This window comes from Sphingopyxis witflariensis (assembly GCF_002205635.1).
GTDB classification, from domain to species: domain Bacteria; phylum Pseudomonadota; class Alphaproteobacteria; order Sphingomonadales; family Sphingomonadaceae; genus Sphingopyxis; species Sphingopyxis witflariensis.
In genome coordinates, this window is the sequence record NZ_NISJ01000009.1 from 56,248 (window position 1) to 69,348 (window position 13,101).

Annotated in this window: 11 protein-coding genes; 2 read left to right on the forward strand and 9 right to left on the reverse strand. The window is 63.5% G+C overall.

Features of this window, described 5'->3' with window-relative positions:
• Positions 1-74 precede the first annotated feature (74 nt).
• On the forward strand, positions 75-1,310 hold the full coding sequence (locus CDQ91_RS15315) for a cytochrome P450 (protein ID WP_088473602.1): 1,236 nt from the start codon (positions 75-77) through the stop codon (positions 1,308-1,310).
• 55 nt (positions 1,311-1,365) lie between these two features.
• A complete protein-coding gene (gene msrB / locus CDQ91_RS15320) occupies positions 1,366-1,851 on the forward strand; it encodes a peptide-methionine (R)-S-oxide reductase MsrB (RefSeq protein WP_088473603.1) in 486 nt (161 codons plus the stop codon).
• A gap of 423 nt (positions 1,852-2,274) precedes the next feature.
• Here msrB and CDQ91_RS15325 read toward each other — a convergent pair whose 3' ends face one another.
• The 9 genes from CDQ91_RS15325 to CDQ91_RS15365 form a co-directional block, all read right to left on the reverse strand.
• Positions 2,275-4,998: an MSCRAMM family protein gene (locus CDQ91_RS15325; RefSeq protein WP_237246010.1), complete on the reverse strand. Its 2,724-nt coding sequence runs from the start codon at positions 4,996-4,998 to the stop codon at positions 2,275-2,277.
• Between the two features lie 63 nt (positions 4,999-5,061).
• Positions 5,062-5,886 (reverse strand): fimbrial biogenesis chaperone, encoded by an 825-nt coding sequence (locus CDQ91_RS15330; protein ID WP_088473604.1) that lies wholly within the window; start codon positions 5,884-5,886, stop codon positions 5,062-5,064.
• Positions 5,887-6,119: 233 nt separating this feature from the next.
• Positions 6,120-6,629, reverse strand: a complete 510-nt coding sequence (locus CDQ91_RS15335; RefSeq protein WP_088473605.1) for a DUF4402 domain-containing protein — start codon at positions 6,627-6,629, stop codon at positions 6,120-6,122.
• A gap of 262 nt (positions 6,630-6,891) precedes the next feature.
• Positions 6,892-7,845 (reverse strand): ParB/RepB/Spo0J family partition protein, encoded by a 954-nt coding sequence (locus CDQ91_RS15340; RefSeq protein WP_088473606.1) that lies wholly within the window; start codon positions 7,843-7,845, stop codon positions 6,892-6,894.
• On the reverse strand, positions 7,846-8,628 hold the full coding sequence (locus CDQ91_RS15345; RefSeq protein ID WP_088473607.1) for a ParA family protein: 783 nt from the start codon (positions 8,626-8,628) through the stop codon (positions 7,846-7,848).
• Complete coding sequence (gene rsmG, locus CDQ91_RS15350; protein WP_088473608.1) at positions 8,625-9,284, reverse strand: 16S rRNA (guanine(527)-N(7))-methyltransferase RsmG; 660 nt, start codon at positions 9,282-9,284, stop codon at positions 8,625-8,627. The genes CDQ91_RS15345 and rsmG overlap by 4 nt, the downstream gene beginning before the upstream one ends.
• A gap of 190 nt (positions 9,285-9,474) precedes the next feature.
• Complete coding sequence (gene mnmG, locus CDQ91_RS15355; RefSeq protein ID WP_088473609.1) at positions 9,475-11,337, reverse strand: tRNA uridine-5-carboxymethylaminomethyl(34) synthesis enzyme MnmG; 1,863 nt, start codon at positions 11,335-11,337, stop codon at positions 9,475-9,477.
• A 76-nt stretch (positions 11,338-11,413) separates the two neighbouring features.
• Complete coding sequence (mnmE, locus tag CDQ91_RS15360; protein ID WP_272897620.1) at positions 11,414-12,718, reverse strand: tRNA uridine-5-carboxymethylaminomethyl(34) synthesis GTPase MnmE; 1,305 nt, start codon at positions 12,716-12,718, stop codon at positions 11,414-11,416.
• Positions 12,719-12,741: 23 nt separating this feature from the next.
• Positions 12,742-13,035: a DUF6489 family protein gene (locus CDQ91_RS15365; protein WP_088473611.1), complete on the reverse strand. Its 294-nt coding sequence runs from the start codon at positions 13,033-13,035 to the stop codon at positions 12,742-12,744.
• Positions 13,036-13,101: the final 66 nt, after the last annotated feature.

Genomic DNA, 13,101 nt, shown 5'->3' on the forward strand with positions numbered 1-13,101 from the left:
AGTGGCATTCTGCAACTGATCGAGCCGACGGCGGCAAACGCTGCGGCGAGTCTAGCAGAGAGAGGATGTCCCCGATGGCGACCGCAGCCAAGCCCCAAGTGACCACCGACCCCTATGATATGAGCCCCGCCGCGATCTATTCCGAGGATCGCTGGCAACAGCCTTTTGCCGAGCTGCGCGCGATGGGCGGCATTTACAAGGTCGAGGACAGCGTCCACGGTCCCCATTGGAACATATCGAGTCACCAGGCGATCCAGCATGTCGAGGCGCTGCCCGACATTTACAGCTCGTCGTGGGAATATGGCGGGATCACCATTCTCGACCGCGACGAGGCCGAAGAGTTTCGCCTGCCGATGTTCATCGCGATGGACCGGCCGCAACACACCGACCAGCGCCGCACCGTCGCCCCTGCCTTCACCCCCGCCGAAATGACGCGCCTGTCCGAAGATATTCGCCGCCGCACCGGCGAGGTACTCGACAGCCTGCCCTGGGACGCCGAGTTCGACTGGGTCGACCGCGTGTCGATGGAGCTGACGACGCAGATGCTCGCGATCCTGTTCGATTTCCCGTGGGAAGACCGTCGCAAGCTGTCCGAATGGTCCGACTGGATGGGCGATGTCGAACTCGCACAAAAACCCGAACTTCGCGAACAGCGCCGCGCGGTACTCGAAGAAGCCTTCGTCTATTTTCAGAAAATCTGGATGGAAAAGGCGAACCAGCCGCCGACTCCCGACCTGCTCTCGATGATGCTGCACAGCGAAGCGATGAGCCACATGGACAAATATGAGTTCATTGGAAATCTCGTGCTGCTGATTGTCGGCGGCAACGACACGACGCGCAACACCATGTCGGGGCTCGCCTATGGCCTCGACCTGTTCCCCGAACAGCGGGCAAAGCTGGAGGCCGATCCGTCGCTCATCCCCAATGCGGTGAGCGAGATCATCCGCTGGCAGACTCCGCTCGCGCATATGCGCCGCACCGCGCTCGAAGATACCGAGCTGTTCGGGCACAAGATCGCAAAGGGGGACAAGATCATCCTCTGGTATCTGTCGGCAAACCGCGATGAAAGCGTGTTCGACGATGGTGACGCGCTCAAGCTCGACCGCGACAATGCCCGCCGACATTTGTCCTTCGGCTATGGCGTCCACCGCTGCGTCGGTGCGCGTCTCGCCGAATTGCAGCTGCGCATCCTGCTCGAGGAAATGGCAGCGCGGCGGATGCGCGTGAACGTCGTCGGCATCCCCGAACGCGTCCACGCCTGCTTCGTCCACGGCTTCCGCACAATCCCCGTGCAGATCGAGAAATATTGACGACCGCTGGGTCGCGGCGCAGGGTGGCGGCGTATCGAAAGGGCAAGGATCGCTGATGATCGACCGCCGCCACCTGATTGCCGGATTCGCACTGGGCGCCGCCTTTATCGGCGCGCCCATGCTCTTCGCCAGATCGGGCCGACCGCAGGCCGAACCCGGCTGGCGGCTTTCCGACGCCGAATGGAAAAAGCGCCTCTCGCCGCTGCAATATCGCGTGTTGCGCGAAGCAGCGACCGAGCGCCCCTTCACCAGCCCGCTCGACAAGGAAAAGCGCGCCGGCACCTTCCGCTGCGCGGGCTGCGCGCTACCGCTCTATTCGAGCAAAACCAAATATGACAGCCGCACCGGCTGGCCGAGCTTCTGGGCCCCGCTCAAGGGCGCAATCGCAACATCGACCGACCATGACCTCGGCTATGCGCGCACCGAGGTCCATTGCAAACGCTGCGGCGGCCATCTTGGCCATATCTTCGACGACGGGCCGAAGCCCACGGGCAAGCGCTACTGCATGAACGGCGCAGCGATGGCTTTCAGGCCCGGATGACGGCGGTACCAGGAGACGACCTATCCTCCCTCGTCATCCCGGACTTGATCCCGGATCCATTCGCACCAATGTCGCTGCACCTCGGGTCAAGTCTGGGGTGACGGATGACTGGAACCGACCCGTTGCGGCCATTCGATCCTCCCTGTGCCGCAGGCATGGGGAGGTGGCAGCCCGAAGGGCTGACGGAGGGGCTATGGGCGCTGACGTCGCGGCCCCTCCACCACCGCTTCGCGGCGGTCCCCCTCCCCATCGCTGCGCGACAGGGAGGATCTTTATGTCAGCTTCCCACCCCAAAACGGCCATTCCCTTATCGTCACCCCGGACTTAGTCCGAGGTCGGCTTGCATCGAAGAAAACAGTGGGTACCGGGTAGAGCCCGACACAACGGGACAATATGTCCCCAAAGCCCTCAATTGGCCGCAGATCAGGGCGATCCGGCACCCGCCAGTCGAGATACGCTGTTTCCCCCGCCAGCGGGCATCGCAACATCGCCCCGCAACGACTTCAGCGCCAGCGTCCCCAGCCGCACGCGCGGGTTCGCCTTGCCCGGCACCGCCCCCAGTGCAAACCCCGGGTCAAGCCGCAGCGCCGACGCCGACGCCCGCCCCAGCCGCACCGTATAGCGCCCGTAAACCACGCTTTCGAACAGAAAATATCCATCAAACTCGCTTAACGTCGTCGCGCGTACCCGCCCTTCGGCATCGACCAGTTCAAGGCTCAGCCCCTCGATCGCATTGCCACCATCGCGCATCACGACCCCCTCAATCTCTCCCGCCACGGTCATCGGCAACGCGACCTTGATCGCAATGCCCGGACGCGGAGTGACGACGATTCCGGGGAGCGCGGGCTGGACATAAGGATCGGGCAGGCTACCGGCGTCCACCCCGATCATCACCGCACGAAACGGCTCCAGCCCGTCGATCGTCGCACGGCCGTCCTTTCCCGTCGCGGCGTCCACAAAGGCGTTGCCTGCAGTCAGCGAAACCCCGGGCAACGCCGCCTCACCCGGCTGGCGGATTCCATCGCCATTCTCGTCCATCCACACGTCGGCTACCACCTGACCCCGGCTCGCGAGCTTTTCACTCGCCAAGCGCCAGCCACCACCGCGTGGGTCGGGGCCAAAGCTGAAGGCAAGCGACAACGACGCCGCGACCGATCCGTCACTTGCGACCTCGCCGAAAGCGCTCAGCTGCACCTTATCGAAACGGCGCGTATATCCCGCGCCCGCGCGCGCGCGATTGAGCCCGCGGTCATAACCCGCCTCTGCACGCCATTCGGCATCGCCCTTCCCCGCCCATTCGCCGATGACGGTCATCCGCGTATCCGCATTGTCGCCCGACAGCGCAAAGCGCGCCTCCCCGCGCAGGCGGACACGCCCGATCCGGGCATTGGCGAGCAGGCTCGCGGTCATATTGGCGGGCGGATCTGGCCCCACCGGCACGCTCGTCCGCGCCCAGTCGAGCTGCCCGGTAAAGGTCAGCGCGCGAACACTCGCCGACGCGCGCGCTGTGGCCTCCAGACTTTGCACCCCCGATGTGCGATCGACGTGACGCAGATCGAAATGCAACGGCAGCACCGTTCGCCCCAGCGTCACCGACTGGTCGACCGACAGCGAATAGACGCCATGGATATGGTTGATAAAGCGATCGGAGACAAAACCTCCCCATCCGCGCATCGCGTCGGCGCGGACATAGGTTTCGCCAAAGGCCGCAAGCCAACTTGCGCGGAGCGCCGCGCCGCCATCATCGGCATAGGCGCCCGCAACCTCAAGCAAGGTTGGCCCGATCGCCCGGCGCAGCGTGACTTCGCCATAGTTGCGCCGGACATTTTCGATCATCAGGCTGTGGACATAGCCCGCAACCGACGTGCGCAGGTCTATCCCGCGCTCAATCCCCAGCGTCCCCCGCCAGCCGCGCCGATACGCTCCGCGGCGCCGGTCGCCAAATTCGACCAGATCGGCATTTTCCTGCGCTATCCCCGCCCAATACCAGGTCTTTTGCGGCGGGATCGAATCCATGCCGACCTGCAACTGCCTGATTTCGCGCCGCACCTGACCTTGCGGGCCGTACATCACAATCTCGAACCGGTTCGATCCATATTGCAACGGTACGTCCAGAAATTCATAACGTCCGTCGCCGTTCGGGCTGGCAAACGCCAGCAACTGCCCGTTGCGATACAGTTCGGCATCCCAACCCGCCGGCAAATCGCCGCGAAAGCTCGTCGTATCGAAACGGTCGGGGAGACCAACCGGCCGATTCGTCGCGACCATCCCCCGCCCGGCCACCGATCCGGCGACGATCCCCGTCGACAGCAGACCGATATCGCCGACGGCATAATGGGTCGCCTTGAGCGGACCGAGCAACCGTCCGTCGGGATCGGTGCGATAAAGCCGAAGGCGCAGACTGTTGGGTGCGCCCTTGTCGTCGGACGATAGCCGCGCGTCGAAGCTCTGTGCCAGAACTTCGCCGGCCGCAAAAAGCTCGAAGCGCGCCCGGGCTGAGGATTCACCGCGCTTATCCGACAAGAAACCGGCCGAAGCGACGACATCGACTGAAGGGGTAGCCCAGCCCCGATAGGGCAGGGAAGCTTGCGGCAGGCTCGCAAGATTAAATGATACCTTCGGCCGCAGCCCGGCGGCGCGCGCACGCCGCTCGGCGGCGAGTTGGAAAGGTAGCGGCTCCTTCGTGTCGATGCGCAGCACCGAATTCGGCAGGTCGGCGATGATCGGGACACCCAGCCACTGGCCCAATTCCGCAAGATCGACACACCAGCCTGCGGGCGTATCGCGAATCGCTGTGGGAGAAAGGCCGAAGCTCCGGCTCCCGACACGCACCGTGCCCGCATCACGGTCAATCAGCAGATTGCGGCGCTCATCGAACGCCCATCCCGTTGCGCGGCGCAACTTTTTGTCGACGCGCACCGCCAGATCGAGCGCCAGAACCATATCGGCCATGTCAACGCACACACCCTGCGGAGTCTGATAGCCGCGCACCCCGTCGCCGAGCCGATACGAGCCCGAGCGCAGGTCGAACAACCAGCTGTCGTCCTCATTCGGTGTCCAATCGGCGACAGAAATCACCGGAATGGGCCGTTTTTCTACGGCCTGAGCACCGGAAGGGACAAGCCCCGCCAGCGCCAGCGCGGCCAAGATCGCCGGTTTCCATTCTTTGAGGGCCGCCGTCAGCACAGTCCCAGCCGCTCGATCGGCGGCCTATTTCATCATCCGGTCGACCTCGTCGATCGTCCCGCCGCCAATTTCACGATCCTCGCTATAGCGAATGCGCAGTGGTCCTTTCAGCTTCGCCGCTACTTCGGGCGGAACGCGGAGCGACACCGTGCGCTGCGTCACCTCGGGATAAACCGCAATGCCGCGCGCGACGAGCAACGGCTCGGCCACCCCCGGCCGCGTCACTTCAACGTCGCCATAAACCGATCGGTTTCCGGTACGCGCGAGATCGAAGTCGAACGTCGGCCCATCGGCCGTCTCGCGGATCCACGCCTCTCCGATCATCGCATCGGCGCCCAGGTCGCCGACGCGGACGATCACCGGTATGGTGATGCCATAGATCGGGGTCAGCGCGATCGATACACCGCTACCCACGGGTTTGGCCGCCTCGGTCGCCGCGACCGTATCGGGCACGGCGCGAAACAACATATGCGCACGATATTCGCCGGGCGGCGCACCTTCGGGAACGCGCACCCCGACGCGAATTACCTGCGGCTGGTTCGGCGGCAAGGTGACACGGCGCGGACTGAAAGTGATCATGCCCAGCGCGGCTTTCTCCGCGGAACTGGCATCGGCTTCGGCAATTTCGTCGAGCCCGCCTTCAGCGGTCATCCGCTTGATCTCAAGGCTGATGCGATAGGTTGCTGCTTCGGTGCCGATATTGTTCAGCACCACCTCGGTCCCGCGCGATCCGTCGAGAATGACGCGCGTCGGGGCGACGAGCAAGTCCCCCGCAGCATAGGCCGGCAAAGCAACTACGCCGAGCGCAGCCGCCAGAAACGGGCAAAAAGCCCTGAAAATGCGCAACATGGATACGATCCCCACAATCGTTTGCGGCACGATTTTCGTCGTGCCAATGGCGTTATCCGACGTGGTCCCCACCGCGCCGCTGGTCGCATCCTGTCTGCACCAACATGGTTGATATTTGGCTAACCATAAAAACTGCGCTCGTCTGCGGAAAGAAATGAGGTCGCCAGACCTGCGTCCGACGACCCCATTTTCCCGACAGGCGCACTCAAAAGCCCGCCAGCCTCCCCCACAAGCTATTGATAATTGGCGGTAACACTGAATGTCCCGGTATAGTCGCCCGCCGTCTGGTTAGCGCCAACGCTCAACACACCACCCACGCGGAAGCTGCCGCCGACCGTGCCCGGACCCGCCGCCAGCGTGACCGACGTCGCCGAATAGCTGAGTGCCGCCGACATCGTACCGCCAAGCGATCCGGTCAGCGTTACCGCATTGTCTCCGCCGACAAGCACCACGGCATTGTTCGTGCCCTGGATGTCGAATCCGGCCGAAGTCGGGGTTCCCGTGCAGGTCAGGTTTGCACCGCATGTCGCCGCGCCGGCGGGCGAAACCGCGATGGTCGAGGCCGCCGCACCGCTTATGATCGTCGCGAACTCGAGATCACTGGTGTTGGTAAGCGTGATCTGGCGCAGGATCTTGGCTTTCGCCGTCCCGGTGGCCGATGCCGCGTGCGCTGTGGGCGCATTTATCGCGAAGACAGCCATTGCCGCGCCAACGAGGGCGCGTTTCATTCCAAAGTTGCGCATATTTTCTGGTCCCTTGAACAGTCAAAGTTCGAATGGAAATCCCACCCCATTCGCCTCCCCTTTAGCGGGAGAGCAGTTCAGCCTTTGCCAGCGACCATGGTTAATGACACAATAAGGGTTGGCGCATATTTCGCGCGATTACCCATAAAAATCATATACTTACCACATGCATAAGCCAGAACCCGAAGCGCCCTCTCTCCGCGCAACGGCTCGGCTTGAGACAGTTCGCACAGTCAATGCCGCCGCGATTCCCCGAGCGCGATTAGATCGATTCGCCGCTCAGCCGCTGGCAGATCATGTCCAGTTGGTCGAGCGACCCGAATTTCAGCGCCAGCGTGCCTTTGCCGTCGCCCGCATATTGAATCGCGACACCGATGCCGAGCAGTTCGGACAAATGGCGTTCGACCGCCACGATATCGGGGTCACGGTTCGGCCCCGGTGATTCAACCACCGGCGCCTTGCGCCCGCCGCCCTTTTCGGTGCGCACCAGCGCCTCGACCGCGCGGACCGACAGGCCTTCCTTGACGACGCGTCGTGCGATCGCCTCGGCCCCGTCGGCGCCGATCAGCGCGCGGGCATGACCCATCATCAACGATCCGTCGCCAACCATCGTCTGCACGCTCGCGGGCAAATCGAGCAGACGCATCAAATTCGCGGCGTGGCTGCGCGACTTGCCGACCAGTTTCGCCAGCGCCTCCTGGCTATGGCCGAAATCGTCGATCAGGCGACGATAGGCTCCCGCTTCTTCGATCGCGTTCAGATCCTGCCGCTGAATATTCTCGATCAGGGCAATTTCATATGTCGCGGCATCGTCGAACTCGCGCACCAGCGCGGGAATCTGGTGCAGCCCGGCGCGCTGGGCTGCGCGCCAGCGCCGCTCGCCCGCGACGAGCTGATAGCCTTGCCCATCGGGGGCGCGGCGGAGAATGATCGGCTGCAAAAGCCCGCGCGCCGAAATCGAATCGGCAAGCTCGGCGATCGCTGCCTCGTCAAAATGGCGCCGCGGTTGGCCGGGCAACGGACGTATGGACCCGATCGCAACATGCTGCACCGCGTCGCCCGCAGCGGGCGCCGGAGCCGACGTTGCTCCTCCCGCGCTCGCCAGCACCGGTGCCTCGACCGCGACGTCGCCGAACAGCGCATTCAACCCGCGTCCCAGCCCCGACGGGCGCTTACGCGCTGCCGAAGGATTTGTTTCATCTTTATTATCAGCCATTTATGCAGCCTTGCGAACGTTGGGGAGTCGATCGATCAACTCGCGCGCCAAGGCGATATAGGCGGCCGATCCAGCGCAGCGATGATCATAGATTAGCGCCGGCAAGCCGTGGCTCGGCGCTTCCGACAGGCGAACGTTACGCGGGATGACGGTTTCGAACACCACCGGACCCAGCACCTCGCGCACATCGTCGGATACTTGATCGGTCAGCCGATTGCGGCGATCGAACATCGTCAGTGCGACCCCAAGGATCGACAATTTCTGATTGAAGCGTTCGCGCACACGCTCGACTGTCGTCAGCAACTGGCTCAGCCCCTCGAGCGCAAAAAACTCGCATTGCAGCGGGACGATCAATGATTCGGCGGCGATCAGCGCGTTGAGCGTCAACATGCCCAGCGACGGCGGGCAATCGATCAGGCAAATGTCCCATTGCCCTGCCTCGGCGTCTGCCAGCGCCTGTTGCATACGGTGAAGCCGATCCTGAAACTCGATCAGCTCGATCTCGGCACCCGACAGATCGACCGTCGCGGGAACGATATCGAGCCGCGGCACCGCGGTCGGAATCGCGCATTCGGCCAGTGTCGCGTCACCGCGCAGCAATTCATAGCTTGAATATTCGCGCTGCGATTGCTTGATCCCGAGCCCGGTCGAGGCGTTGCCTTGCGGATCGAGATCGATGATCAGCGTCCGCCAGCCGGTCGCCGCAAGCGCTGTCGCCAGGTTGATCGCGGTCGTCGTCTTGCCGACCCCACCCTTCTGGTTCGCCACGGCAATGCGGATCATCGCTTTCCTCGCTGTTTGTCGCCAATCTGTCCCGTACCGACCAAAATCTGGCTCTCGGCGTCGGTGCGGCTCTGTTCCACGTGGAACATTCTCTGCCATGGCTGCGGCAACAACGCCAGTTCCTTAACTGCGTTTCGCCCTTTAGGGAGCAGCCATCGCGTCGATTCGGTGGAAAAACGCGTGGATAAGTCGATCAACTTGTCGAGCGGCGCAAAAGCACGCGCACTGATCGTCGCCGCGGCGCGCGTTTCGATCCGCTCGAGCGGCGCTTCAATCACCTCAACATGCCCGATTTGCAGCGCGTCTATCACCTCGCGCAGAAACTCACACCGGAGTTTGCGGGATTCAACAAGCGCCATCGGTCGGCCGTTAAGGATCGCGACGACAATTCCCGGAAGTCCGGCCCCGCTGCCAAGGTCAAGCCACAACCCATCACCATTGCGCTGATCCAGCGCCAAAAGCTGCGCGCTGTCCGCAATATGGCGCACCCACAGATTCGGGATCGTCGACGCGGCGATCAGATTCTGCCGATCATTTTCGGCAATAAGAAGCTCGGCAAAACGCTCGAGATACTCCCATTGGCGCGAGCTCGGCGCGAAGGTCTCACCGATCCAGACGCGCGCGCGCTCTTCGCTGTCGAGCAATTCACGTTCCATGATTCAAACCACTTTCGTCATTCCCAGCGGATGCGACAGCCCAGCTCCACTTACCTCCCACCAAGGCGCAAAAAGGAACCCAGCCAAACAAAGCGAATATCTCGCACAAAGACACAAAGATATCAGGTCAGCCCCTACCCTCTTCGTGCCTTCGCGTGCGACCTATCAAAAACAACAGCACTTAAGGGGATCACGCCGCCCGCCGCCGACTATGAACCATGATCGCAGTGAGTGCCGCCGGAGTCACACCGTCGATACGCCCCGCCTGTCCCAACGTCTCAGGGCGCGCCTTGGTCAACCGCTCAACCATCTCGCGCGACAGCCCGCCGATCGCGCTATAGTCGAGCGCCGGGTCGAGCAGGATCGCCTCATTCGCCGCGAGCGCGCGCAACTCGGCCTGTTGACGTGCTATATAGGGCGCGTAATGCGCATCCTCGGCAAGCTCGGAAAGAATAGCGCTATCGATACTGCCGAGCGCCGCGGCGAGTTTGGCGAGCGTCGCCATCGTTACCCCAGGGAAGCGCAACAGATCGATCAGCTTCCGCGCCACCCCGTCGCCCGGCAGCATAAGTTCCAGCACGGCATAGTCAGCCGTCGTGACCGGGGCATCAAGCAACGCTTCGGCCGCTGCCCGCGCCGCTTGCCGTTCCGCGAACAATGCAGTCGTTGCGGAACGCACCAGCCCAAGCTCAATCCCGATCGGGGTAAGCCGGGTCGCCGCATTGTCCGCGCGGAGCCGCAAGCGATATTCTGCGCGCGCGGTGAGCATGCGATAGGGTTCGGTCACGCCCTGCAAGACCAGGTCATCGACCATTACGCCTATATAGCTCAGCGAGCGATCGAGAATCAGCGGGTCGCGGCCCTGCACCGCCAGCGCGGCATTGGCACCCGCGATCAGCCCCTGCGCCGCAGCTTCCTCATATCCGGTCGTTCCGTTGATCTGCCCGGCGCACCAGAGCCCGCCGATCGCGCGCAGCTGCAAACTTCGGTCGAGCGCGCGCGGATCGATATGATCATATTCAACCGCGTATCCCGGAACGACAATCTCGACCGCCTCAAGGCCTTCAACCGTTCGCAGCATCGCAAGCTGAACATCCGCAGGCAGCGAGGTCGACACGCCGTTCGGATAGACGAGATGGGTGTCGAGCCCTTCGGGTTCGAGGAATATCTGATGCCCGTCGCGGTCGGCGAAACGGTGAATCTTGTCCTCAATCGACGGGCAATAGCGTGGCCCCGCCGCCCCGATAGCGCCCGTGAAAAGCGGAGATCGATCGAGATTGTCGGCGATGATCCGATGCGATTCGGGGTTGGTGCGCGTGATCGCGCAGAAAATCTGCGGGACGGTCCGCTCGCTGTTCCACGTGGAACAGGTCCAGTCGCCGTCATCCGACGGCTGTTCCTCGAGCCGCGCCCAGTCGATCGTCCGCCCGTCAAGCCGCGGCGGCGTACCGGTCTTGAGTCGCGCCATCGGCAGGTCGGCAGCGCGCAATTGCTCGGCAAGCCTATGAGCGCCCGCCTCGCCGATGCGCCCACCATCCATCCGTTCCTCGCCGCGGAACATTCGTCCGCCGAGGAAAGTTCCGGTAGCAAGCACCACCGCCGGCGCCGCCAAGGCGGTCCCGTCGCTCAGCTCCAGCCCTTCGACCTTCGCCCCATCCTCGGACAATCTCAGCGCAGCCGCCTCGCCCGCGATCACTGTGATACCATCTTCGGCAGTGAGCATCTGCTGGATCGCATCGCGATAAAGCGTCCGATCGGCCTGGATGCGCGGCCCCTGCACCGCTGCGCCTTTTGACGCATTTAGCATCCGGTAATGGATCGCCGCCCTGTCCGCTGCGCGCGCCATCCAGCCATCGAGCGCGTCGACCTCACGCATCAGATGGCCTTTACCGAGACCGCCGATCGCGGGGTTGCACGACATCGTTCCAATCAGCGCGGGGTCAAAACTGACGAGTGCAACGCGCGCGCCAAGGCGCGACGCAGCCGCGGCAGCCTCGGTCCCGGCATGTCCCCCGCCGACGACGATGACATCGAAATATGTGCTACTGTCCATGATTGCACCGGCCTTTAGCCGATTCACAGCGCCGAATCCACATCGCTGCAACGGATGCGATGTTTCACGTGGAACATCATTTCCCGATGCAGAATCGCCCAAATAGGGTGTCGAGCATATCTTCGACGCCCGCGCGCCCGGTGATGCGGTCCAGCACACCACTCGCCAGCCGCAGCCGTTCGGCGAGCAGGATCAGGTCGCCCGCTTCGCGCGACCCCACTTCGACCGCCAGCCAGTCCCGCGCTTCGGCGAGCGCGGCGCGCTGACGCTGGCGCAGTGAGGCTTCGCCTTCGCGTGGCAAAAGCGTGCGCGCCATTTCGACGATGTGGCGATGGAGATTCTGCATCCCCTCGCCCGTCGTCGCTGACAGCGTGACATCGCACCGCGCCGATGCGGCTTCGGCCGCCGCATCACCGCGCCAGCGATCGGCCTGCGCCGCAACCAATATGCAGCGCCGATGCTCGGGGGCGTCTTTCGGCGGCCCAAGCCACAGCAAGATATCCGCCGCATCGACCGCGGCACGCGCGCGGTCGATCCCAATCACCTCAATCGCATCGGCGCCCTCGCCCCGCAGCCCCGCCGTATCCGAAAAACGCATCGCAATCCCGTCAAGCGCCAGCGGGGTTTCGATCACATCGCGTGTCGTCCCCGCGACTGGCGAGACGATCGCCAGCTCGCGCTGCGCCAAGGCATTGATCAAAGTTGATTTTCCGGCGTTTGGTGGCCCCGCGATCACCACTGACAACCCTTCCGAAATTACCTCGGCCGCGGGTCGTGCAAGCCATTCGCCGAGGTCAATCGCCAGAGCGCCCATTCCGGCAATCAGTCGCTGCGCTACGGCGTCACCGACCTCGACATCATCCTCATCCGCGAAATTGAGCTCGGCCTCAGCACCCGCCATCAAGGTCAGCAGTTCCTCCTGCCAAGCCTCGACCGCGCGCGACACATGCCCGCTCGCCATCCCGAGCGCCTGCACGCGCTGGCTCTCGGTCTCCGCCGCGAGAAGATCAGCGAGCCCTTCGGCCTCCGCAAGGTCGATGCGTCCGTTGAGAAACGCCCGCCGCGTAAACTCGCCTGCGACAGCAGGGCGCAACCCCGGCAGCGCGCCAAGCGCCGTCTCAACCGCCGCCACAACCGCCCGGCCACCATGCAGATGCAGTTCAGCCAAATCCTCACCCGTCGCCGTCGCTGGCCCCGGAAACCACAGAATTATCGCGCGATCGAGCGCGGCACCGCTCATATCCTTGAGTTCGGCCAACACCGCACGCCGCGCTTCGGGCAAGCGCCCGGTGAGCTGGCGCAAAACCTCCCCCGCCTGCGGTCCACTCACGCGCACGACGCCGATCGCCGCCGGCGGTATCCCGCTCGACAGCGCAAAAATCGTGTCGCTTACAACGTCCTGGTTCAGCTTTTGCGTCCCCGCGCCGGCTTGTCGTCGTCGCTATCGGCAGGCTTGCCCGCGCCGCCCATCAGTCCGCCACCAAACTGGCCGAGCAACGACTGAACGAGCCCTAGCCCGCTTTCCCCCATCGGCACCCAGGTCTTGACCATCGATTGAACCATCTCGGGGGTAATTCCCTTTGCCATCAATTCCTTGACGCGATCGAGGTAGATATCGTGGAGCGGCTCAAGATCGGGCAGCCCGAACAGCCGCCGCGCTTCTTCGGGGGTGCAATCCACTTCGATATTGAATTTCATCGCCTGTCTCCCACGCCCCGAAAAAACCATGAAGCGCGCGCTTGAGCCGCGCCGCCATGCCAGCTA